Origin of the sequence: Cetobacterium sp. ZOR0034, assembly GCF_000799075.1 — a bacterium.
In the GTDB taxonomy this organism is placed as follows: Bacteria; Fusobacteriota; Fusobacteriia; order Fusobacteriales; family Fusobacteriaceae; genus Cetobacterium_A.
The window spans coordinates 26,122-50,044 of sequence record NZ_JTLI01000002.1; the positions used below are offsets into that span (position 1 = coordinate 26,122).

At 32.5% G+C, this 23,923-nt stretch carries 20 protein-coding genes; all 20 read right to left on the reverse strand.

The window, feature by feature from the left end; all coding sequences use genetic code 11:
• Positions 1 to 20: 20 nt before the first annotated feature.
• Complete coding sequence (gene tsaD / locus L992_RS00705) at positions 21 to 1,031, reverse strand: tRNA (adenosine(37)-N6)-threonylcarbamoyltransferase complex transferase subunit TsaD (RefSeq protein WP_047393923.1); 1,011 nt, start codon at positions 1,029 to 1,031, stop codon at positions 21 to 23.
• 101 nt (positions 1,032 to 1,132) lie between these two features.
• Positions 1,133 to 1,858, reverse strand: coding sequence for a pyruvate formate-lyase-activating protein (gene pflA / locus L992_RS00710; protein ID WP_047381234.1), 726 nt, complete (start codon positions 1,856 to 1,858; stop codon positions 1,133 to 1,135).
• Between the two features lie 32 nt (positions 1,859 to 1,890).
• Positions 1,891 to 4,131, reverse strand: a complete 2,241-nt coding sequence (pflB, locus tag L992_RS00715) for a formate C-acetyltransferase (protein ID WP_047381232.1) — start codon at positions 4,129 to 4,131, stop codon at positions 1,891 to 1,893.
• A gap of 171 nt (positions 4,132 to 4,302) precedes the next feature.
• Positions 4,303 to 5,043, reverse strand: a complete 741-nt coding sequence (locus tag L992_RS00720; RefSeq protein ID WP_047393924.1) for a 1-acyl-sn-glycerol-3-phosphate acyltransferase — start codon at positions 5,041 to 5,043, stop codon at positions 4,303 to 4,305.
• Positions 5,037 to 5,579, reverse strand: a complete 543-nt coding sequence (locus tag L992_RS00725; protein ID WP_052191648.1) for a regulatory protein RecX — start codon at positions 5,577 to 5,579, stop codon at positions 5,037 to 5,039. Before L992_RS00725 ends, L992_RS00720 begins: the two co-directional genes overlap by 7 nt.
• Positions 5,569 to 6,642, reverse strand: a complete 1,074-nt coding sequence (recA, locus tag L992_RS00730) for a recombinase RecA (protein WP_047381230.1) — start codon at positions 6,640 to 6,642, stop codon at positions 5,569 to 5,571. The genes L992_RS00725 and recA overlap by 11 nt, the downstream gene beginning before the upstream one ends.
• Positions 6,643 to 6,647: 5 nt before the next feature.
• Positions 6,648 to 7,646 carry a glycosyltransferase family 9 protein gene (locus L992_RS00735; RefSeq protein WP_047393926.1) on the reverse strand — a complete coding sequence of 333 codons (999 nt, stop codon included), beginning with the start codon at positions 7,644 to 7,646 and terminating at the stop codon, positions 6,648 to 6,650.
• 1 nt (position 7,647) lies between these two features.
• Positions 7,648 to 8,319, reverse strand: a complete 672-nt coding sequence (locus L992_RS00740) for a lipopolysaccharide core heptose(II) kinase RfaY (protein ID WP_081982628.1) — start codon at positions 8,317 to 8,319, stop codon at positions 7,648 to 7,650.
• A gap of 3 nt (positions 8,320 to 8,322) precedes the next feature.
• Positions 8,323 to 9,333, reverse strand: a complete 1,011-nt coding sequence (locus L992_RS00745; RefSeq protein ID WP_047393929.1) for a glycosyltransferase family 9 protein — start codon at positions 9,331 to 9,333, stop codon at positions 8,323 to 8,325.
• Between the two features lie 2 nt (positions 9,334 to 9,335).
• Positions 9,336 to 10,361 (reverse strand): glycosyltransferase family 9 protein, encoded by a 1,026-nt coding sequence (locus tag L992_RS00750; RefSeq protein WP_047381226.1) that lies wholly within the window; start codon positions 10,359 to 10,361, stop codon positions 9,336 to 9,338.
• Positions 10,318 to 11,106, reverse strand: a complete 789-nt coding sequence (locus L992_RS00755; RefSeq protein ID WP_047381223.1) for a glycosyltransferase family 2 protein — start codon at positions 11,104 to 11,106, stop codon at positions 10,318 to 10,320. The genes L992_RS00750 and L992_RS00755 overlap by 44 nt, the downstream gene beginning before the upstream one ends.
• Positions 11,107 to 11,230: 124 nt before the next feature.
• Positions 11,231 to 14,812: a pyruvate:ferredoxin (flavodoxin) oxidoreductase gene (gene nifJ, locus L992_RS00760; protein WP_047381222.1), complete on the reverse strand. Its 3,582-nt coding sequence runs from the start codon at positions 14,810 to 14,812 to the stop codon at positions 11,231 to 11,233.
• Positions 14,813 to 14,986: 174 nt separating this feature from the next.
• On the reverse strand, positions 14,987 to 16,192 hold the full coding sequence (locus L992_RS00765) for an acetate/propionate family kinase (RefSeq protein ID WP_047381221.1): 1,206 nt from the start codon (positions 16,190 to 16,192) through the stop codon (positions 14,987 to 14,989).
• Positions 16,193 to 16,285: 93 nt separating this feature from the next.
• Complete coding sequence (gene pta, locus L992_RS00770; RefSeq protein WP_047381220.1) at positions 16,286 to 17,284, reverse strand: phosphate acetyltransferase; 999 nt, start codon at positions 17,282 to 17,284, stop codon at positions 16,286 to 16,288.
• Between the two features lie 134 nt (positions 17,285 to 17,418).
• Positions 17,419 to 18,579 carry a signal recognition particle-docking protein FtsY gene (gene ftsY, locus L992_RS00775; RefSeq protein WP_047393932.1) on the reverse strand — a complete coding sequence of 387 codons (1,161 nt, stop codon included), beginning with the start codon at positions 18,577 to 18,579 and terminating at the stop codon, positions 17,419 to 17,421.
• 14 nt (positions 18,580 to 18,593) lie between these two features.
• On the reverse strand, positions 18,594 to 19,985 hold the full coding sequence (locus L992_RS00780) for an NAD(P)/FAD-dependent oxidoreductase (protein WP_047381215.1): 1,392 nt from the start codon (positions 19,983 to 19,985) through the stop codon (positions 18,594 to 18,596).
• A 21-nt stretch (positions 19,986 to 20,006) separates the two neighbouring features.
• Positions 20,007 to 20,483 (reverse strand): hypothetical protein, encoded by a 477-nt coding sequence (locus L992_RS00785; protein ID WP_052191647.1) that lies wholly within the window; start codon positions 20,481 to 20,483, stop codon positions 20,007 to 20,009.
• Positions 20,484 to 20,504: 21 nt separating this feature from the next.
• Positions 20,505 to 21,617 (reverse strand): ribosome biogenesis GTPase YqeH, encoded by a 1,113-nt coding sequence (gene yqeH / locus L992_RS00790; RefSeq protein ID WP_047393934.1) that lies wholly within the window; start codon positions 21,615 to 21,617, stop codon positions 20,505 to 20,507.
• A 40-nt stretch (positions 21,618 to 21,657) separates the two neighbouring features.
• Positions 21,658 to 22,560, reverse strand: a complete 903-nt coding sequence (locus tag L992_RS00795) for a tyrosine-type recombinase/integrase (protein ID WP_052191646.1) — start codon at positions 22,558 to 22,560, stop codon at positions 21,658 to 21,660.
• Positions 22,561 to 22,572: 12 nt separating this feature from the next.
• Positions 22,573 to 23,883, reverse strand: coding sequence for a methylenetetrahydrofolate--tRNA-(uracil(54)-C(5))-methyltransferase (FADH(2)-oxidizing) TrmFO (trmFO, locus tag L992_RS00800; protein WP_047381211.1), 1,311 nt, complete (start codon positions 23,881 to 23,883; stop codon positions 22,573 to 22,575).
• Positions 23,884 to 23,923 lie beyond the last annotated feature (40 nt).

Consider the following 23,923-nt stretch of genomic DNA (forward strand, 5'->3'; position numbering starts at 1 on the left):
CCAAAGATTTGGGGTATTTTTTAATCTTTCATTATATCTAATGTAGCTTTTCCATTTAAAGTTAAATCTGCAAAAATTTCGCCTTTTCCATAATTTAATTTGTAATAAGCTGCTGCTGCTATCATTGCAGCATTATCTGTACAATATGACATCGATGGATAGTTAACTTTCACTCCTATTTTTTCTGCTCTTTTTGCCAGCTCTGTTCTTAATAATGAGTTAGCTGCAACTCCTCCAGCTATTACAATCTGTTTAACGCCTTTATCTTGAACTGCTTTTAAAGTTTTTTTACAAAGAATATCTACGACTTTCTCTTGGAATGACGCAGATAAGTCTTCAGGTTTAAAATCTTCTCCCTTCATTCTTGCTTTGTTTACAGCATTTATAACTGAAGTTTTTATTCCTGAGAAACTAAAATCATATCCATCTACTTTCGGTTCAGGTATTTTCAAAGCATCCTTATTTCCTTTATAATAAAGTTTGTCTACAATAGGTCCACCAGGATATCCTATTCCCATTACTCTAGCTACCTTATCATAGCTTTCACCTACCGCATCGTCTAGTGTTGCACCTAAATTTATAAAATTATGATTTTCATCTATATAAACTATATTAGTATGACCACCAGATACAACTAAAGCGATACACGGTAACTCTATGTTGTGTTCTATAAAGTTTCCATATATATGTGCTTTTATATGATGAACTGGGATTAATGGTATATCATTTCCATATGCTAATCCTTTTGCAAAAGATATTCCTACCAGTAAAGCCCCAATCAGTCCTGGAGCATATGTTACAGCTATATAATCTACATCATCCATAGTTATTTTAGCTTCTTCTAAACTCTCTTCTAATATTGTAGCTATATTTTTTATATGATGTCTTGAAGCTATTTCTGGAACAACTCCACCATACTCTTTATGTATATCTATTTGAGAAGAGATATTATTAGATAAAACCTCTTTACCATCTTTTAAAACAGCTATCGACGTTTCATCACAAGATGTTTCTATTCCTAATATTATCATTGGATTCTCCTTCTTTTTTTACTTAATTATATCATATTTTTTACCAAAGTATATAAAAAACTACCTTAGAACAAATTAGCTCTAAGGTAGTCAAAACTTTATTATTTAACTGATAAACCTCTACTTTTGAATATGTTTTTAGCATTTTCAAATCTTTCAGCTGAAAGTTGCTCTACTCCTTTTAAAGGGTACTCTAGACCAATCTTTTGCCATTTATACTCTCCTAAAGAGTGATATGGTAAAACTTCTACTTTTTCAAGATTATCAAAATCTTTTAAGTAATCAGCTAATTTTCCTAATAATTCATCATTATCAGTGATCCCTGGAACAACAACGTGTCTTACCCACATCGGTTTTCCAATCTCTTTTAAATACTGTGCAAATTTTAAAGTAGGTTCTAAGTCAACACCAGTTAACTCTTTATATTGTATAGGATCTATTGATTTTATATCTAGTAATACAAGATCTGCATATTCTAAAGCTTCTTTAACTTTATCGTTAAATAAATATCCAGAAGTATCGATCGCTGTGTGTATTCCCTCTTTCTTACAAAGTTTCAATAGTTCTTTTACATATTCGGGTTGAGTTAACGGATCTCCACCGGTAACCGTAACTCCTCCCTTTTTTATAAAGTTTTTATATTTACAGATTTCTAAGAAAGTTTGTTCAGGAGTCTCCAGAGATTTCGCTTCCTCTTTTTTCCAAGTATCACAGTTATGACAATATTTACATCTCAAAGGACATCCTTGAGTAAATACTACATATCTAATACCTGGTCCATCTACAGTTCCAAAACTCTCGTGTGAGTGTATAAATCCCTTTTTCATTTCTTAGCACATCCTTTATATTACTTTATTAATTACATATTTCCGTTAATTGTTCTTGAAATAACGTCTAATTGTTGCTCTTTTGTTAATCTTACGAAGTTAACTGCGTATCCAGAAACTCTGATTGTTAATTGAGGGTACTTCTCAGGGTTAGCCATTGCATCCTCTAATAAAGCCTTATCGAACACGTTAACATTTAAATGTTGTCCTCCATCAGCTGTGAAGTATCCATCCATTAATCCTACTAAGTTCTCTACTCTTTCTTCTCTAGATTTTCCTAAAGCTCCTGGAGTGATAGCAAACGTGTAAGAAATTCCATCTTCTGCATGGTGGAATGGTAACTTAGCTACTGAAGCAAGTGCTGCTACAGCTCCTCTCTTATCTCTTCCGTTCATTGGGTTAGCTCCTGGAGAGAATGGAGTTCCTGCTGGTCTTCCACAAGGAGTAGTTCCTGTTTTCTTTCCGTAAACTACGTTTGAAGTAATTGTTAAGATAGATTGAGTTGCTTTTGAATTTCTGTAAGTTTCATGAGTTCTGATGTAGTTCATGAATTTCTCCATAATTTCAACTGCTAATTTATCTGTATTGTCATCGTTGTTTCCGAATGCTACGTATTCTCCTTCTCTTACGAAGTCAACAGCGATTCCTCTTTCATCTCTGATTACTCTTACTTTTGCATCTCTGATAGCTGCTAACGAGTCAGCAACGATTGATAATCCTGCAATTCCTGATGCTTGAGTTCTTAAAACATCTACATCATGAAGTGACATTTCGAATGCTTCGTAAGAATATTTGTCGTGCATGTAGTGGATAACTTTAAGAGCATTGATGTATACTCCTGCTAACCATTTTAACATTAAGTCATATTTTTCCATAACTTCATTGAAATCTAAGTACTCAGAAGTGATTCCTTCGAATTTAGGTGCAACTTGTGCTCCTGACTTCTCATCTCTTCCACCGTTGATTACATATAATAAAGCTTTTGGTAAGTTTACTCTAGCTCCGAAGAATTGCATTTGCTTTCCTATTTTCATTGGAGAAACACAACATGCGATTCCGTAGTCGTCACCTAAGTCTGGTCTCATTAAATCATCGTTTTCGTATTGGATAGCTGATGTATCTATTGAAACTTTAGCACAGAAGTTCTTCCAGTTTTCTGGAGATTTTTGTGACCATAATACTGTTAAGTTTGGCTCTGGAGCTGGTCCTAAGTTGTAAAGAGTATTTAAGTATCTGAACGCAGTTTTAGAAACTAAAGTTCTTCCGTCTACTCCTTCTCCTCCTAAAGCTTCTGTTACCCAAGTAGGATCTCCTGAGAATAACTCGTTGTACTCTGGAGTTCTTAAGAATCTAATGATTCTTAATTTTATAATAAATTGGTCGATTAAGTCTTGAGCTTCAGTTTCAGTGATTAATCCTTTAGCTAAGTCTCTTTCGATGAAGATATCTAAGAATGTAGCAGTTCTTCCAACTGACATTGCAGCTCCATCTTGATCTTTAGTTGCTGCTAAGTATGCGAAGTATACCCATTGTACAGCTTCTTTTGCATTTGTAGCTGGCTTTGTAACGTCGAATCCGTAAGAAGCACACATTTTTACGAATAATTTTAACGCATTGATTTGCTCAGTGATTTCTTCTCTTTTTCTGATTATTTCTTCAGTTAATTCTGGAGATTCAGCTTTCTTTAATTCGAATTTTCTTTCTTCGATTAATCTGTCTACTCCGTATAGAGCTACTCTTCTGTAGTCTCCGATTATTCTTCCTCTTCCGTAAGCATCTGGTAATCCAGTTACGATTCCTGATTTTCTTACAGCTTTCATATCATCTGTATAAGCTGAGAAAACTCCTTCGTTATGAGTTTTTCTGTATCTTGAGAATATTTCTTTTGTTATTGGATCGATTTCGTATCCGTAAGCATTAAGAGAGTTTTCAACCATTCTTAATCCACCTTTTGGATAAATACCTCTCTTTAATGGTGCATCTGTTTGTAATCCAACGATTGATTCGTTTTCTTTTGAGATGTACCCAGGTCCATAAGTATCGATAGCTTGTGGAGTTCTAGTTTCTGCATCGTAAACTCCTTTTGCAATTTCTACTTTGAACATTTCTGTTAATTTTGACCAAACAGCTTTTGTATTTTCAGTAGCTCCTGCTAAGAAAGCTTCGTCACCAGTGTATGGTGTGTAGTTGTTTTGAATGAAATCTCTAACGTTGATTTCTTTCTTCCATAAGTTTCCTTTGAATTCTGACCAGTAAGATTGTAAGTTTTCCATCTTTTTCCTCCTGAATGGATTATAATTTTTATATATTCCACTTATATTTTTGGTTAAAGCTCTGTTAAGCTTCACTTAATTTTCAAGGAGATTATAGCACAAATAATAATTAGTGTCAAACTTTTCCAGACTTTTTAGCGGTTAATTTTATACTAAATTAGTGGTTATTTTTTAATTATTTTTTACAATTTTCTCATTACCTACCAATTCTTGAACAATCTCACTAAGATTTTTGCCATTTTCTAAGTACATTTTCTTCAAATCTATCGGTTTTCCTACAGTTACACGAACCTTTTTATTTGGATTAATTTTTATACTTTTTCTACTTTGAACAAAAAAAGTTCCATCAATTGTTACAGGTAAAATAATTCCATTAGTTTCTGTTGCTAATTTAAAACTTCCTTTCTTAAAAGTTCCCATTTTTCCAGTTAATGTTCTTTCTCCTTCTGGAAATATAACTGTTGGATATCCCTGTTTAACTATATCAACAGCTTTCTTTATACTTTTTATTCCTTCTCTTGGATTAGATCTATCTAAAAATATGCATTTACTCATTTTCATCCACATAGAATAAAATGGCCAACTTTCCATCTCTTTTTTAGCCACAAATCCTAAGGGAAGATCTAGTGCTGCAACTAAAACAGGAATGTCTAAGTTACTTTCATGGTTTGCAACTACAACAACCCCATCTTCTCTTTTTAATTTTCTATATGCTTTTTCATCTAAATAAGTAACCTCTAAATCTATCTTTGCCGCTTTTATCAAACTCATACACAGTTGCTCTCTTAAAACTTTTCTTGCTTCTAACGGAGCTTTCTCACTAGACATTTTCTTTATCTTTCCAGCTTTAAATATAGTTATATATGCAAAATTAAGTAGCGCTACAAACGTAACTTTTATCAATGTTAACATTCTTCCTCCTGTTTTCTAGTCATAATCTTTTTTATATCTCCGTAAGAATAACCTTTTCTCATTAATGAAGCTATCTTTTTTTGATCATCTCTATTTCCAAGCTTATCCCAAGCCTTCGATAACTCCTCTAATTCATCATCATCTTCATATATATTTAAACTTTCTTTTATTATATCTGGTGAAATACCTTTTAATCTGAGATCATATTCAAGCTTTTTTCTTCCACCTTTTCTATTTTTAACAAAATTTTGAGCAAATTCTATATCGTTGATATAATCTAGCTCCTCTAATCTTTCTACTACTTTTAAAACTACTGCTTTTTCCCAATATTTTTGTACAAGTTTTGTATAAATCTCTTTTTTACTATAATCTCTTTTGGCTAAATAATAATATGAAGTAGAGAGAGCAGCTAACTCTAACACTTGTAAGTATTCCTCGTGAGATAGCTCCTCTCTCTTTTTTAAATCATATTTATTTACTATTTCATTATTCAAGCCAATATTTAAACCATTTTCAAAGAGATAATTATTCTTCAATAGCCTCTTCAGTTTCAATATCGCCCTCTCCTTCTGATGTATGAAGTACAATAGTGTTCTTCTCTAAAAGTTGATTTACTTTTTCCTCAATAGCTGCTAATAATTCTGGTTCAGCTTCTAATCTAGCTTTTACATTTTCTTTACCTTGCCCTAATCTGATATCTCCAAAACTAAACCATGCTCCTGATTTTGCTACGATATCATTATCTAAAGCCATATCCATTATCTCCCCAACTCTAGATATTCCTTTTCCATACATAATTTGGAATTTAGCTTCTCTAAATGGAGGCGCTACTTTATTCTTAGTAACTTTTACAACTGTTTCATTTCCTATGATTTCTTCTCCTTGTTTTACACTTCCAATTCTCTTTACTTCCATTCTAACTGAAGAGTAGAACTTTAAAGCTTTTCCACCTGTTGTAGTTGTTTGAGGTCCAAAACTGAATCCACCAATCTTATCTCTAACTTGGTTTATAAATATCATAGTTGTTTTTGATTTATTTATTGACGCTGTTAACTTTCTTAAAGCTTTCGACATTAATCTTGCTTGAAGTCCCATTTGTTGATCTGACATCTCACCATCTATCTCAGCTTTTGGAACTAATGCCGCTACTGAATCGACTACTATAACATCTATAGCTCCCGATCTAACTAACATATCCGCAATCTCTAACGCTTGTTCTCCAAAATCTGGTTGAGAGATTAATAACTCGTCTACATCTACACCTAAAGCTTTTGCATAAACTGGATCCAATGCATGCTCAGCATCTATAAATGCTGCTACTCCTCCAAGCTTTTGAGCTTGAGCCACAACATGTAATGCTATTGTAGTTTTACCTGAACTTTCAGCTCCATAAACCTCAATTATTCTACCTCTAGGTACTCCTCCTAATCCAAGAGCTAAATCCAAGTTTATACTTCCCGTTGAAATTACTTCAATGTTCATTCCTTGGTTTTCACCTAGTTTCATTATTGAACCATCACCAAAGTCTTTTCTAATCTGCTTTAACGCTGTCTCTAATGCTTTTGACTTATCTGTTGTTTCTACTGACTTTTTTGCCATTTCAACTACCTCCCATTTTTTTCTATTATCTCCATTACTCTTGTCGCACTCAGTTTTTTCATACAATTAAAATGTTTTTGTGGACAGTTTTTGTCTCCGTGTAAACTGCAAGGTGAACAAGGTTCATTTAAATAAATCAATTTATTATTTTCATCATATTCAAACATCTCGGGACTAGTTGGTCCAAAGATTACAAATGTTGGGCATTTAACACCTCTAGCAATATGAAATGGTCCAGAATCATTTGTTACTAAAAACTTAGCTTTAGATAGTAAAGCTCCACTCTCTTTAAGATTTAATTTTCCTGCTAAATTTATTGCTATTCCACCACTTAGATTCTTTATTTTCTCACACATCTCATACTCTGCAGCAGAGCCTATTATAATAGGTTTTTTCCCATATTTATTATAAAGTAGTTTTGACAATTCTGCAAACCCTTCTTTTGTCCACTTTTTAGTTTCCTTTGATGCGCCTGGGGCTATCATCGGAACATTTTCATATTCTATACATAATGTTTTTAATTTTTCCACATCTTTTTGTTCGAAACTAAATGTTAAATCCTCACCCTGATACTCCAAACCCAAAACTTTAAAAGCACCAAAATAATTTTTAATTATCGTATTATCAACTTTATATTTTGTAGCTTTTGTTTTAACTAATATTGTTTTTAAAAGTCCTCTTTTTTTATATGTATACACATTTTTAGAAATAACACTACTTATAATTTTTGATCTTACTTTTGAATGTAAATCAAAAACGTAATCATAATTATTTTTCTTTAATTCTTTACCAAAGGCTATCATATTTTTTAACCCATCATGTTTCTCTTTATTAAACAATATTAAATTATCTATATAAGGACACCCTGAAATAGAATCTTTAAAGTTTTCCATAACCAAAAAGTCTATAACTATATCAGGGTACTTTTTTTTCAATTCTTTCAGTACCGGTGTCGTTAGGATGACATCCCCTATCGAACTTAGTCTTATAATCAAAACTCTCAATTTATCTTTCCTTTCTTCGAATAATTTTCTTCATTCTCCCAATCCAATGTAGATAAATATTTAAAGATTTAGCTAACTTATAACTTAATGAGGTTTTGTCATAGATGTCAATCTCCTTATGACAACTCTCTTCTAAATATATAAATTCATAAGCCGCTCCTGCTTTACCATATTTATTTTTTATCAATTTCACATCTATTAAATAGACTTCATCTTTTAATATCATAAAATTATCAAGTTGTGAATCACCATGTAAGTATCCTTTTTTATGAATTTTTTCTAATTCATTTTTAACAAAAAAAAGCTCATTGATCGTTGCTGTTTTTCCTTCTAAATAGGAACTTATAAAAAATGAATCAAAACACATTCCAAACACTCTTTTTTCCCAATACATAATTGGAGTCGCACCTTTAAATCCTAACTCTGATATTCTTAAACAATTAGAATACTCTCTTCTACTTTCACTTCCTCTAAAAAATGATAATATTCTTTGCCAAACTCTTTTATTTTTTTCTTTAGGAACTTTGTAAACATATTGTTCCTCATCAACTTTTATCAAAAGAACATGGCTTCTTTTATCATCTTTTAAAACTTTCAAAATAGTAAACTCATTATTTTTTATTCTATTTGGTAAATTAAACTTTATAGAACTGTTACAAACAACTTTCTCCATAGATTACCTCTTTAAAGCTTGTAAAATTTTATCAAATACCTTTTCTGGTTTTATTTCCAACATACATTTAAAATGCCCCTTTGGACACTTATTTCCACCATGAATTCCACATGGTCTACAAGGTAAGCCTTCAATTTCTAAAACCTCACTATTTTCACTCCAAGGAAAAAATCCAAACTCTTTTACTGTCGGTCCAAACAAAGCTATTATTCTCGTATTTTTAAAAGCTGATGCTATATGAATCGGAGATGAATCATTTGTCAGTACAACTCTCACTCTTCTTAAGACTTCAGCTAATTCTAAAAGTGTTGTTTTTCCTCTCAAGTCAATAACTCCCTTAGATGTGTGGACATTTAAAAACATCTCATCTTTTCCGCCGATAACTATTACTTTTTTATTATTTTCTATCAACAAATCTATAACTTTATTAAAATATTCTAAAGGCCACTTTTTAGTAAACCACTTACTTCCAGGAGCTATAGCTATAACATCTTCATTTTCTAATCCATTTTCTTCCCAAATTCTATTTATGATTTCAGTGTCTTTTTTACTTGGATATAATTCTATCGGATAATCCTCTCTCGAATTTTTAGGTATCTCTCCCATAAATGAAAGTAACTTTTCTACTTCATGCTTTTCTTTATCGTACTTAACTTTGTCCGTAAAGAGGATTGCTCCACTTGCAGTATCATAACCTATTCTTTTTGGAGATCTTGTTAACCACGAAAGTATAGAACTACGCAAGTATCTATGAGGAGTCAAAACTAAATTAAAGTTCTCATATCTCAATCTTCTTCCCAATGCAATAAGTCCTTTAAATCCTGAATGAGTTCCTCTTTTATCATACTCTATTATCTCTGTTATATCCTCATTATTTCTCAAAATGCTTGCACCAACTGGAGTTGTTACATATGTAATCTTAGATTCAGGGTACACCTCTTTTATTCTTTTTATCAGTGGTGTAGACAGTACAATATCCCCAATAAAAGCTGTATGTATAATCAATATCTTCACTATTATCTCTCCAATCTATCTATTATCTCTTGAACAATTCTTTCTTCAACTTTATCTGTATATGAATCAAAGTTTTTATGTTTATAGTTCTCTTTACTATTCTCATCCGGAATTACATAAGTTACGTCCTCATCTCCATATACTCCCCATCTTGTTGGACTCTGAGTTGGCTTTTTAGGGTATAGTGCAACTATACTTTTCTGTAAAGAGCCAGCTATATGAGTAGGTCCTGTCGATCCACCAAAATAAACTTTTGATTTGTTTATCACCGCGCCAATATTTAAAAGTTCTCCACCATTTGCAAATAAATAAACTCTATCTCTATCTATCTTTTTTATTAGATCTAAACCTCTCTCTTCATCTGAGATATGTGCTGTTATTATTACATCTAAATTTTCTACTCTATCTATAATTTTTGTTAAAATATTAGCATACTGTTCATCTGTTATATTTTTAGCTGAACCTCCCATAAAAGGATTTACAACTAGCACTTTTTTCCCTATATTATTATCTTTAAAAAATTTTTCCGCTGACTCAATATTATTTTTATCTAAATAAATCGCTGTATTTATCTCAAATCTTTCTTCGAAAAGTTTCTTGTCTAATTTTTTTATTAAATCTAGATTATACTCAGCTTCATGTTTTATAGATTTTGATCTTTTTTGAAGAACACCTTTATTGAAAGTAAAAAATGATTTTAATTTTGAAAGAGGTCCTATCTTAACCTTTGCTTTACTCGCTTTTGCTAATTGCATAACAAAATCATCTACATATAAAGCTATAAAAACATCTGCATTAAAATACTCGATTTTTTCTAATAATTCTTTTTGTCTATATCTATCTATTTGAACTACTCTATTTATATAAGGTAGATTTTTTACTATGTTATAATTATAATTTCTAACTAATAAAGTTATTTCTGCATCCGGATACATCTTTCTGATCATAAAAAAACTTGGGATTGATAAAATTAAGTCGCCTATTTTATCCGTTCTTGCTATTATTATTTTTTTGTAAGTACGAGCCATTTTTATACATCTCCCTTAATTTAAAATATTTAACCATCGAATATAAAGAACTTGTTGATGCTATAACAAATCCTTCAACTCCATCTAAAAAACCTAATCTAAATATATACATTCTTAAAAATTTATATAGAGGATTAATTACGATATCAAACACACTTGCTTTTTTTCCTTTTTTATAGTAATCTTTAGCACCTTCTGTTGTATATCTATTAAATCTATTAAAATAATCTTCCATTGTTAAATAGGAATGATGCAAAATATCTTCCTTTATTTTATATATCTCTTTATCTGTTTCAAAAGCTTCATGGACCATATTATCATTAAATTTTCCAGATCCTTTTTTAAATAACCTAATAGCGTAAGAAGTTCCCCATCCACCATGTTTCAATTCTTTTCCAAAACACACAGATAATCTATTTATTTTATATATCTCTTTTTTATCATCTTCATTTGCTACTATCTCTTTTATTTTTCTTTTCAATTCTTCTGAAATCTCTTCATCTGCATCTATATTTAAAATCCAAGTCCCTTCACATTTTTCTATAGCCGAATTTCTTTGAGGTCCATATCCTTTCCAAGATTCAGTGTGAAACTTTGCTCCAAATTCTTTTGCTATCGCTTCTGTTGAATCAGTTGATCCACTATCAACAATAACTATCTCATCTGCTAACTCTTTAATCGATTCTAATGTTTTTCTTAAAATTTTCTCTTCGTTAAAGGTTATCATTGCAACAGATATCTTCATTTTTCCACCCTCTCTTTATTACTACTTACTTTTAATTATATCAAATTATACGTTAATTTACAAAAAAGTTTTGTAATAAAAAAAGAGATAAGGTATCTCTACCTTATCTCTATAGTTCAAAGAATTACTTAGCTTCTGATGTGAAGTCTAATGATGCAAGTCTTTGGTATTGTCTCCATCTTCTTTGAGATTCTGACTTATTCTTAGCGAACAGTACTGATGCATGTTCTGGTTGAGATTTAGCTAATGTAGCATATCTAACCTCTCCCATTAAGTAGTCATTGTAGTTATCCCAGTTTGGTTCTTTACAATCAATTTGAAGTGGGTTTTTACCTTCTGCTTCTAATAATGGATTGTATCTGAAGATTGGCCAGTATCCACACTCAGTAGCTTTTTTCATCTCAAGTTGACTGTTACCCATTCCGTTCTTTAATCCATGACTGATACAAGGTGCATAAGCTATGATTAATGATGGTCCTGGATAAGCCTCAGCTTCAGCGATTGCTTTTAAGTATTGAGCTTGGTTAGCTCCCATAGATACTTGAGCAACATATATATGTCCATAAGACATAGCAATTGCAGCTAAATCTTTCTTCTTATTAGGTTTTCCTGCAGCCGCGAATTTCGCTACCGCTCCTGTTTGAGTTGATTTAGATGCTTGTCCTCCAGTGTTAGAATAGATTTCAGTATCCATTACTAAAACGTTAACATCATCTGAAGAAGCTAAAACGTGGTCTAATCCTCCATAACCGATGTCATAAGCCCATCCGTCTCCTCCAAATATCCATTGTGATTTTTTAACAATGTATTGTTTTAACTCTAGAAGTTCTGCTGCTACTGCACAATCACAAGCTTCTAAAGCTGGTACTAATCTATCTCTGATCTCTTTTGTTTTGTTTCCATCTGCTCTATTAGCAAGCCATTCAGTGAACATTGCTGCAACCTCTTCAGAAACATTGTTCATGTTTTCTTCCATGATTGTTGCAATTCTATCTCTCATAGCTTCAACAGCAGTTGCCATTCCATATCCAAACTCTGCGTTATCCTCGAATAATGAGTTAGCCCATGATGGACCTTCTCCACAGCTATTTGTTGTGTATGGAGTTGATGGTGCTGATCCTCCATATATTGAAGAACATCCTGTAGCGTTAGCTATCATCATTCTGTCTCCAAATAATTGAGTTATTGCCTTAATGTAAGGAGTTTCTCCACATCCTCCACAAGCTCCGTGGAACTCGAATAATGGTTGTGCAAATTGCGATCCTTTTACTGATGATTTTGGCATTAAGTTATCTTTATAAGTTACTTCATTGAATAGGTAATCTGCATTTTCTTGCTCACCTTTTTCAACTTCTTGTCCAATTGGTACCATTACTAAAGCTTTCTCTTTAGCTGGACATACGTTAGCACATAGTCCACATCCTGTACAATCTAATGGAGATACTTGAATCTTATACTCTAGTCCTTCTAAACCTTTTCCAATTGGAGTTTTTGTTTTTAACTCGTTTGGTGCTCCTGCTTTTTCCTCAGCTGTCATTAAGAATGGTCTAATAACTGCATGTGGACAAACATAAGAACATTGGTTACATTGGATACAGTTTTCTGATTTCCACTCAGGAACGTTTACTGCAACTCCTCTCTTTTCAAAAGCAGTTGTACCGTTCTCAAATGTTCCATCCTCATATCCTAAGAAAGTAGAAACTGGTAAGTTTTCACCTTGTAAAGCATTTACTGGTTTAGCAATTTTTTCTACGAATGCTTCTAACTTAGTTGTCGTTCCACATCCGCATCCTGTACAAGAGCAAGCTCCTTTTTCTTCTGCTACAACTTCTGTTGTTAAGTTAGCCCATGATGGATCAACAGCTATTTCAACTAACTCTCCAGCTCCCTTATCGATAGCTTCGTAGTTCATCTTAACAATAGCGTCACCTTTCTTAGCGTAAGATTTTTCCGCATATTGCTTCATATAGCTTTGTGCATCCTCAAATGGAATAACGTCAGCTAATTTAAAGAATGCTGATTGCATTATTGTATTAGTTCTTCCTGATAATCCAATTTCTGTAGCTAACTTATTAGCATTTATAATATAGAATTTAGCATTTTTCTCTGCTAAAGTTTTCTTAACTGAATTTGGTAAGTGAGCAACAACCTCATCTTTATCCCACACACAGTTTAATAGGAATGTTCCACCTTGCTTTAATCCACCAATCATATCGTATTGAGTTAAGTACGCTGGTACTGAACAAGCTACGAAGTTAGGTGCTGATACTAAGTAAGTTGATTTAATTGGATTTTTTCCAAATCTTAAATGAGATCTAGTTGATCCTCCAGATTTTTTTGAATCATATGCAAAGTATCCTTGTGCATATAAATCTGTTTTATCTCCGATAATCTTAATTGAGTTTTTGTTAGCTCCAACTGTTCCATCTGATCCAAGTCCGAAGAATAAGCACTCTCTTACTCCTTCTGCTCCTGTTTCAATGTGTGGTCCTACTTCTAATGATTTGAAAGTAACGTCATCGTTAATACCTACTACGAATCCATTCTTTGGCTCATCTTGCTTTAAGTTGTCGAATACAGCTTTCATTTGTGCTGGTGTTGTATCCTTAGAAGATAATCCATATCTTCCACCTACGATTACTGGAGCGTTTTCCATTCCGTAGAATAGTCCTCTTACGTCCATATATAATGGCTCTCCTAATGATCCAGGCTCTTTTGTTCTATCTAATACAGCGATTTTCTTAACTGTCTTAGGGAATACGTTGAAGAAGTACTCAGCTGAGAATGGTCTATATAAGTGTACATTTATAAGTCCTACTTTTTCTCCTTTTGCTACTAAGTAATCAACAGTTTCTATTAATGTTTCACAAACAGATCCCATAGCAATAACAATATGCTCTGCATCTGCTGCTCCATAATAATTAAATGGCTTATAATCTCTTCCAGTTACTTTTGAAATTTCTTCCATGTATCCAGCTACGATTGCAGGAACTGCGTCGTAGAATTTATTTTGTACTTCTCTTGTTTGGAAGTAGATATCATCGTTTTGAGCTGTACCTTTTGTTACTGGGTGCTCAGGGTTTAATGCTCTTTCTCTGAAAGCTTTTATAGCATCCATATCAACTAAACCTTTAAATACTTCAAAGTCCATTACTTCAACTTTTTGGATTTCGTGTGAAGTTCTGAATCCATCGAATATATTCATGAAAGGTACTCTAGATTTAATTGTTGCTAAGTGAGCAACTCCTGATAAATCCATTACTTCTTGTACTGAGCTTTCAAATAACATAGCAAATCCAGTTTGTCTAGCTGCATAAACGTCTTGATGATCTCCAAAGATTGATAATGCTTGTGCTGCTAATGCTCTCGCAGATACATGAATAACTGATGGTAATAACTCTCCAGCTATTTTGTACATATTAGGAACTTTTAATAGTAATCCTTGAGATGCTGTATATGTAGTAGTTAAAGCTCCCGCTTGTAACGATCCGTGAACTGTTCCTGCTGCTCCAGCTTCTGATTGCATTTCCACAACCTTAACTGGAACTCCAAACATGTTTTTCATTCCTCTTGATGCCCACTCGTCAGTGTACTCAGCCATTGGCGATGATGGAGTTATTGGATAGATTCCTGCTACTTCTGTAAAAGCATATGAAGCATATGCTGCAGCTTGGTTTCCGTCCATAGTTTGCATTTTTTTAGCCATTTGAATTGTCCTCCCTTTTTTAATTGACTCTAAAGTTAACTCTATTTTACGAATATTACTCTAAATTGTCAATTAAACTTCTAAGTTTTTTTAAGAAATTTTTAAACTAATTCAACCAAATATAATTTTTTACTGACTAATATGTTTATTTTTAAAACAACCTTCGACACAAAACTACTTTGTAGCGTTTACTATTTCGTAAGTATCTCTAGCTATTACTAACTCTTCGTTTGTAGGAATTTTGAAAGCTTTTACTTTCGAAGTTTCTTTAGTTAAAAGAACATTTCCTTTTTGTCTCTTAGAGTTAACTTCTTTATCTAACTCAAGTCCTAAGAACTCTAATCCTCTTAAAACATCTTCTCTAGTTTTTCCAGAATTCTCTCCGATTCCTCCAGTGAAGCAAATTGCATCTACTCCACCCATTTGTGCAGCGTAGTTTCCTACATATCCTCTGATTTTGTAAGCGAACATGTTTTCTGCTAATATAGCTCTTTCATTTCCTGCTGCTGCTGCCATTTCCATATCTCTACAGTCTGATGACTCTCCGAATACTCCTAAGATTCCAGATTGCTTGTTCATTCTGTCGTCCATCTCTTTATCAGATAATCCTCTTTTGTTCTTGATGAATAAAACTGCTGCTGGATCGATATCTCCACATCTAGTTCCCATCATTATACCTTGTAATGGAGTTAATCCCATTGTTGTATCAATACATACACCATTTTTAACTGCAGATACTGATCCACCGTTTCCTAAGTGACATACGATTATTTTTGATTCAGCAGGGTTTCCTAATAACTCTTGAGCTACTCCTGAAACGAACTTATGAGATGTTCCGTGGAATCCGTACTTTCTAACTTTTAACTCTGTATAATCTGCGTATGGTAATGCATACATGTAAGCTTCTTTAGGCATAGTTTGGTGGAATGACGTATCGAATACTCCTACGTTTGGTTTTCCAGGCATTAACTCTTGCATTGTTCTGATTCCTAATAGGTTTGCAGGGTTATGTAATGGAGCTAATTCTGAACACTCTTCCATAGCTTCCATAACTTCTGGAGTTACTAATACAGATGAAGCGAACTTTTCTCCTCCATGTACAACTCTGTGACCGATAGCATCGATCTCTTCTACTGATTTGATTACTCCGTACTCTGGATTAGTAATAGCTTTTATTACTAATTCTAAAGCTTCCTTATGAGTAGGCATAGCTTCTTTTATTTCGATTTCGAAGTCGTTTGCTGGAGTTTCATATTCCATTTTTGATCCTTCGATTCCGATTCTCTCACAAAGTCCGATTGCAAAAAGCTCTCCAGACTCAGGGTTTAATAATTGGTACTTTAGAGACGAACTACCACAGTTAATAACTAAAACTTTCATTAAATTTACCACCTTAATTTTTATTTTATAATATATTTTATTCAGTGAGAGAGCCACTCTCACTGATTTTTAACCTTAATCTTGTTTAGACGATTATTTTCCAGCTTGAACTGAAGTTATTGCAGTTAAATCTACGATATCTTTAACTGAACATCCTCTTGATAAATCGTTGATTGGAGCTGCTAATCCTTGAATTAAAGGACCATAAGCTTCTGCATTAGCTAATCTTTGAACTAATTTATATCCAATATTTCCTGCTGCTAAGTTAGGGAATATTAATACGTTAGCATGTCCTGCAACTTTTGATTCTGGAGCTTTCTTTAATCCTACTGCTGCAACTAAAGCCGCGTCAGCTTGTAACTCTTCCTCAAATGCGAACTCTGCATTTCTTTCTCTTAAGATTTCTCCTGCTCTTTTTACAACATCTACTGAATCATGCTTTGCAGATCCTTTTGTAGAGAATGACATAAGTGCAACTTTTGGATCTAATCCTGCAACTGTAGATGCTGTTATTGCTGCTTCTGAAGCGATATCAGCTAATTGCTCTGAAGTTGGTTCTGGTATTACAGCACAATCACCGAATACTAAGATTTCTCCATAAGTTTCTATGTTATGCTTTAATTCCATTAAGAATACTGATGATACAGTTTTTACTCCTGCTTTAGTTCCAACAACTTGTAATCCAGCTCTTAATACGTTTGCTGTAGGTGAATCTGATCCTGAAACCATTCCAGCTACATCTCCCATTTTAACCATCATAGCACCAAAGAAGTTAACATCTGTCGTTAATAATCTTTCTGCTTCTTCTGGAGTCATTCCTTTTTTCGCTCTTAATTCACAAAGCTTCTCTACATAAGATGATAACTTCTCAGTAGTTTTTGGATCAATTATTTCTACACCTTCTAATGATACTCCTAGGTTTGCAGCGAATTTTTCAATTGTCTCTGCATCTCCTACTAGTACAGGAGTTCCCAACTTCTCCTCAACTACTCCTGCTGCTGCTCTGATTACTCTCTCATCAGTAGCCTCAGGAAGAACTATTTTGTTTCCTAAAGTTTTTGCTTTTTCTTTAATTTGAACTATAATGCTCACTTTAAGTCCTCCTTGATTTTTATTAAATAAAATCGCACTTTTTTAATCATACTGTAATAGTGCTCATAATTTTCAACTATATATTAACAAATTTTATATATATTTACAACAGAAATTCTATTTTTTTTAATATCTTAGTCAAAAATTGCCTGTATATACTCTTTACTGTTAAACTCTCTTAAATCCTCTATTCCCTCTCCTACACCTATATATTTTATAGGTTTTTTAAGTTCTTCGGAGATACTAAATAAAATTCCACCCTTCGCTGTTCCATCTAATTTAGTAACTACAAATCCTGTTAATTCTGTTACCTCATTAAATACTCTTGCTTGAATTAGACCATTTTGTCCAGTTGTTCCATCTAAAACTAGTATAGACTCGTATGGTTGGTCTCCTATCTTTCTTTTTATAATATTATTAATCTTTTCTAATTCTTTCATTAGGTTATTTTTATTGTGTAGTCTTCCAGCTGTATCGATAATTACAACATCTGCATTTTTATCTTCTCCAGCTTTTAGTGTATCAAAAACAACTGCTCCAGGATCTGCTCCATCTGGATGCTTTACAAGTTCTGCTCCAGCTCTTTTAGCCCATTCTTCTAATTGCTCAACTGCTGCCGCTCTAAATGTATCTGCTGCACCTATAACAACTTTTTTCCCATCTTTAACTAATTTTGATGCTACTTTTCCAATTGTAGTTGTTTTTCCAACTCCATTTACACCTACTATTAGAATTACATTCATTCTTCCCGGTTGAATATCTAGGTTTGTATTTTCTGTTATTAAATAACTTTCTAAAACATCTTTTAATACCGGATAAACATCTTCAGGATTTTTAACTCCTCTTGCTTTTACTTCAGCCTTTAAGTCTTTAACTATTTTCAAAGTCATCTCTATTCCAATATCAGACTGAACTAATGTATCTTCTAACTCTTCATACATCTCTCCATCCACTATTGATTTTCCTGTGAAAATATTTTTTAAGGTTCCAAAAAGCCCCTCTCTAGATTTGAATAGTTTTTCTTTTAAAGATGTAAAGAAGCTTCTTTTTTCAACTTTAGGTTTCTCAACATAAACTATCTCTTCCTCTATCTTCTCTTCTTCTTGCGACTCATTTTCTAAAGCTGTTTCAACAGCTTCATCAATTTTTTGTTCCTCTTCTATTTTTTCTTCAACCAACTCATCAGAAATCGGTTGCTCTATCTCTTCTTTTATAACCTCTTGCTCTAACTTTTCTTTTTGCTCTTCTATTTTCTCTTCTTTTTTTCTACCGAAAAGTTTATTAAAAAATCCCATTGTGCTCCTCCAAATTATTTAGAAATTATGTGTCTTACTGCTAAGATCCCCATTACAGCAGCTATATTTAATCCACTTCCATATCCTGAGCTATCCCCTGCTGCATATAATCCTTTTACATTTGTCTCCATGTTAGCGTCTATCGTTATTCTAGTACTTCTAAATTTAATCTCTGGGAAATAAAGTAATAAATCGCTCGAAGCAAATCCTGGAGTTATTTTATCATGTACTTCAATGAACTCTATAATGTTGTCTAAAATTCTTTTTGGACAAGCTAAGGCGATATCTCCTGCTACATAATCCTCCGTTGTAGGAACTATATTTAATCTTGCTATTGATTCATCTGTCGATCTTCTACCAACTTTTAAATCTCCATAAGATTGCATTAATATTTTTCCACCAGTTAACATCGATGACATTTTCGCTATTGCTGTTGCATACTCAAATGGTTGCTTAAACGGTTGTGTGAACGTCTTTGTACATAATAACGCTAAATTTGTATTTTGTGATTTTTTATCTTTATATGCATGACCGTTAGCTAAAACTACGTCATCACTATGTTTCTCAGCTGCAATAAATCCACTTGGATTCGAGCAGAACGTTCTCATCTTATCTCTATATTTTGTAGTGTGGTATATCATTTTAGCTTCATAGAAGTTTTCATTGATATCTTTCATTACCAAATCAGGAATCTCAACTCTAACTCCTAAATCAACAGCTCCAGTCTCATAAGTTACACCAGATGTTTCACACATCTCCATAAGCTTTTTAGCTCCACTTCTTCCTAATCCTATTACAACGTTATCTGCGTAATAGTTCTCATCTTCACCTTTTTTATTTTTTACAGTTACTCCCTTAATAGTTCCATTTTCAATAATTAAAGCCTCTGCTGATCTTTCAGTTATGAACTCTACTCCTCTTTCTAAAAGCTCATTTACTAATTTCGTATATAACTCTCTCGAACCATCTGTTCCTAAATGCATTGTTGGAGTATCAACTAATTGTACATTATTTTCAATACATCTCTTTTTTATATCTAACATAGTTTGGTTATATTCTAATCCTGATGGTTTTTCATCAAATCCAAAATCCTTATATATATCAGCTACATACTGAATAGTTTCATTTACAATCGTTTTTCCAGTTAGAACATGAACATCTCCTCCAACTCTATAATCCATATTGAATTTAGAATCCGAGAAAGCTCCTGCTCCTGAAACACCATATATTATTGCACAAGTTGGGCACTTAACACATGTTCCTAACTTCTCCTTTGGACAAACTCTTTGAGTTAACATTCTTCCTTTATCTAAAACTAAAACTTTTAAATCCTTATTCTTTTTTATCGCCTCATATGCTCCAAAAACTCCGGCTTGTCCGCCACCTAAAAATATAATATCGTACATTTCTTTCCTCCATTTTTGTTACTACTGTCTATTCCAGTTTATTTTTTCTATATATATATCTTCTGGCAAGTTTGGATGTATCTCTCCAGTTTTCTGAGAATAATTGTAATTCCATCCTCCATTTTTACTTCCCTTTTCAAAGTCTTGTATATCATAAACTTCATTTGATGCAATAATAGAATTACTTCCATAAGTTTTTGCCAGTGTTTTTCTTCCATAAATCTCTGCAAAAGAGATCTTCTGTCCCTTGCTATTTGTATAGTCTAAGAGATGTAGATTTAAATTTACTCCAGGTTTTGTTAATTCTGGATAATCACCTGTTAGCTGATAATATCTCTCTAATGCTATTCTAAGTTCTTTTGTATTTCTTATAGTTTCATCTATTTTATATGTTCCTGTTAAGTCATCAATTCCTCTCATAGCCAAATAGATAAATAGAATTGTTACTGCTATATTTACAATCCAGTTTAAAGTAGTTATTCTCCCATCTCTTTCCATATACCTTGCAACCCTCTTATTTTATGATCTTCTTGGTTTTATAAATGCATCTCTTATTATTATCTCTCCACCTTTTGGTGATGTGATTTCTACATAAAGAGGTCCTCTTTTTACAGATAACCATCCTAATCCTTTGAATACTAGTTCCTCTCCTGTTTCTACAGTATAGATTTCCGATTCTTTTTCTAAAGAATTAAACTCATCTCTACAGTCATCACATGGTGGTGCTATGAAATCTGCTCCATTCATTAACTCTTCAGCCTTATCAATATTAGTTTCATGGAATGTAACTCCTTTTGAAGCATATACTGAGAATATCGGTTTTAAATCATCTTCATTTAATATCTTCATTTGAATCATTCCACCAATTAAGATTACTCTATTTTTTTGAACTTTATAAGTCTTTCTAGAAATCTCATTTGCTGGGATTATATTTTGATTACACTCTTGACAAACAAAATCTGAGAATCTTCCCTCTGGAATTAATCCTGGAGTATCTATTAATGTAATTTTAGAGAAAGGTATCTCTGTCTTTACACTTTTTAAAGTTGTTCCTGGGAACTTAGAAACAGTTACTCTTTTGGCTCCAATAAGTTTATTGATTATACTTGATTTTCCAACATTTGTTACTCCTAAAACTAATGCTTTAGCTCCATTTGGATAAAAATGCTTTATTTTTTTGAATATTCCATTTATTCCATATCCATTCTTTGAACTCACAATTGCGATATCTAAAGGTGCAACTCCCTCTTCTGCTAATCTTCCTTTTACCCAATCAGCAACTTCTGATGGATGCTTATCATCCGGTATTAAGTCCAACTTATTTATAACTACTATTGAATCCATCTCTCTCAATACATCAAGTATCTCGTCATCAAATGAACCTTCGAAGTCTATTATATCAAACACAGGAATAGCTACATCCGCTTCTGCTAAACTCTTTTTAACTTCAGCTCTATAGTCTTCTTTCGTCATTTTTATAGGTATATATTGTCCATAATTTTTTATTTTAAAACATCTTTGGCAAAGTAACTCTTTGTTATCTCCTTCTAAAACAGATTTAGGTAAATATCCATTAGAACTAGGATTTTCACCTTGAAGTTCAATTCCACATCCTATACATTTTTTCGTCATAAACACTCCTTCAATTATATAATATTAATATTTCTATGCTCTATTCTGCACTTAACTCTTTAGCTAACTCTTTTCTTTTCTTTCTCTCTAATGCTTCTATATAAATTTTTGTTGAATCTAAATTTGTATGCCCTAACAATTTTTGTAGTTGATTTAAAGTCATACCATTCTCTAGCATATGAACAGCAAATGTGTGTCTAAAGCTATGGGGACTAATCTCTTTTGTTATTCCTGCTCTCAAAGCGTATCTATCTATCAATCTTCTAAGAGAACGGTCTGTCAGTCTTCCACCTGACCCATTAACAAAAAGAATCTCTTTTTTATAACGCTCTCCTAGCTTTTCTTTTTTTGCCTGAATGTATCTTTTTAAAAACTCTCTTGTTCTCTCGCTAAAAAAAACTGTTCTATATTTTTTAAAGCTGCTTACAATAACCTCTCTTTTTTCAGTTTCAAAAACTTCTTCTCCTAAACCTAATAACTCCTGAGAAGTTATACCACTTGAATATAAAAGTTCAACTATCAGTCTATCTCTTAAACTATGATAATTTTTTAACTCGATTGCTTTTCTTAAATCTTTTATCTCTTTTAAGCTCAAAGCTTCAGGCACTCCTCTATCGTAACTAGGAGCCACTATCAACTGAGCTGGATTACTTTTTATTTTCTCAACATCTTTTAAATATTTAAAAAATGATTTTAAAGATGAAATTTTTCTATTCAAAGATCTTTTTCCTATATCTTCATTTTGAAGCTCTATCAAAAACTCTCTAAAATTAAATCCATCTATATCTGAAATTTTCTCAAGGTCATTACATTTTATAATGTACTCATTGAATCTATATAAATCTATTTTAAGCGATTTAATTGTATTTAAACTTTTCCCTTTTGCAAATTCACAGTGATATAAAAATTCTTTTATATCACTTAATAAATTAAGAGTACCCATCCCAAACTCCTTTTACTTATCTTGGCTTAACTTTTCATCTAAATAATCTAAAGCTATTTTAGAAATTTTATTATATTTTTCTTTTTTATCCTTTATTCTTTCCTCTAAAGATCTTATTACTCCAAAATTTGGTCCCATCGGCTGGAAATTTTTCTTCTCTTCTGTTATATATTTTATTATTGCACCAATTGAGCTTCTATCATCTAAAATTAAAGGTTGTTTTCCATCCATTTTTCTTAAAATATTTGTAGCTGCCATCATTCCTGTTGCAATAGCACAAACATATCCCTCTCCACCTGTTATTTGTCCAGCAAAATATATATCTTCATTCGATTTTAAATTTAGTGCAGGTGTTAATAGTTTTGTTGAATTTATAAATGTATTTCTATGCATTACACCATATCTTATAAACTCTGCATTTTCTAATCCAGGGATCATAGAAAATACTCTTTTTTGTTCTCCCCATTTTAAATTAGTTTGGAATCCAACTAAGTTATAAAGCTTACCATCTTTGTCATCTTGTCTTAATTGAATTACAGCAAAATCCTCTCTACCTGTTTTAGGATTTGTTAAACCTTTTGGTTTTAATGGTCCAAATAATAGTGTCTTAAACCCTCTTTGAGCTATTCTCTCAACTGGCATACATGCTTCAAACAGTTTTTCCTCTTCAAACTTTTTCATAGGAGCTCTTTCTGCAGCTATTAATTCATCATAGAAGGCTTGATATTGCTCTTTATCCATCGGACAGTTTATATACTCTCCCTCTCCCTTATCATATCTTGATTGGAAGTAAACCTTATCTTTATCAATCGATTCTAATGTCACTATTGGTGCTGCTGCATCGTAGAAATATAGATATTCCTGTTCTAACATCTCTGCTATATTTTTAGAAAGATCCTCAGAAGTTAATGGTCCACTTGCTACAACTACAATTTTATCTTTTGGTATCTCTTTTAATTCATCATATACAATCTCTATATTTTCCATAGATTGTAACTTTTTTGTTACTATTTCTGAAAACCCTTCTCTATCTACTGCTAAAGCTTGTCCCGCAGGTACTTTAGTTTCATCTGCAATCTCTATCAATAAAGAACCCATTCTTCTTAACTCTTCTTTCATTAGTCCCGAGGCATTTCCTAAATGATCTCCACCTAATGAATTACTACATACTAACTCTGCAAATTTATCACTCTTATGAGCTTCTGTTGAAACCTTTGGTCTCATCTCATATAATTTTACTTTTACTCCATTTTTCGCTAATTGATATGCTGCTTCTGAACCGGCTAGTCCAGCTCCTATTACTATAACTTCCTTGTTTCTCATCTATTCTCCTTTTTTATACATACAAAAGTCTCGCCTAAAA

What these genes read in the sequence shown, in the direction of transcription:
- tsaD (WP_047393923.1), bottom strand. Translation starts at nt 1,031, where the DNA reads ATGATAATATTAGGAATAGAAACATCTTGTGATGAAACGTCGATAGCT.
- pflA (WP_047381234.1), bottom strand. Translation starts at nt 1,858, where the DNA reads ATGAAAAAGGGATTTATACACTCACACGAGAGTTTTGGAACTGTAGAT.
- pflB (WP_047381232.1), bottom strand. Translation starts at nt 4,131, where the DNA reads ATGGAAAACTTACAATCTTACTGGTCAGAATTCAAAGGAAACTTATGG.
- L992_RS00720 (WP_047393924.1), bottom strand. Translation starts at nt 5,043, where the DNA reads ATGTTAACATTGATAAAAGTTACGTTTGTAGCGCTACTTAATTTTGCA.
- recA (WP_047381230.1), bottom strand. Translation starts at nt 6,642, where the DNA reads ATGGCAAAAAAGTCAGTAGAAACAACAGATAAGTCAAAAGCATTAGAG.
- L992_RS00740 (WP_081982628.1), bottom strand. Translation starts at nt 8,319, where the DNA reads ATGGAGAAAGTTGTTTGTAACAGTTCTATAAAGTTTAATTTACCAAAT.
- L992_RS00750 (WP_047381226.1), bottom strand. Translation starts at nt 10,361, where the DNA reads ATGGCTCGTACTTACAAAAAAATAATAATAGCAAGAACGGATAAAATA.
- L992_RS00755 (WP_047381223.1), bottom strand. Translation starts at nt 11,106, where the DNA reads ATGAAGATATCTGTTGCAATGATAACCTTTAACGAAGAGAAAATTTTA.
- nifJ (WP_047381222.1), bottom strand. Translation starts at nt 14,812, where the DNA reads ATGGCTAAAAAAATGCAAACTATGGACGGAAACCAAGCTGCAGCATAT.
- L992_RS00765 (WP_047381221.1), bottom strand. Translation starts at nt 16,192, where the DNA reads ATGAAAGTTTTAGTTATTAACTGTGGTAGTTCGTCTCTAAAGTACCAA.
- ftsY (WP_047393932.1), bottom strand. Translation starts at nt 18,579, where the DNA reads ATGGGATTTTTTAATAAACTTTTCGGTAGAAAAAAAGAAGAGAAAATA.
- L992_RS00780 (WP_047381215.1), bottom strand. Translation starts at nt 19,985, where the DNA reads ATGTACGATATTATATTTTTAGGTGGCGGACAAGCCGGAGTTTTTGGA.
- L992_RS00785 (WP_052191647.1), bottom strand. Translation starts at nt 20,483, where the DNA reads ATGGAAAGAGATGGGAGAATAACTACTTTAAACTGGATTGTAAATATA.
- yqeH (WP_047393934.1), bottom strand. Translation starts at nt 21,617, where the DNA reads ATGACGAAAAAATGTATAGGATGTGGAATTGAACTTCAAGGTGAAAAT.
- L992_RS00795 (WP_052191646.1), bottom strand. Translation starts at nt 22,560, where the DNA reads ATGGGTACTCTTAATTTATTAAGTGATATAAAAGAATTTTTATATCAC.
- trmFO (WP_047381211.1), bottom strand. Translation starts at nt 23,883, where the DNA reads ATGAGAAACAAGGAAGTTATAGTAATAGGAGCTGGACTAGCCGGTTCA.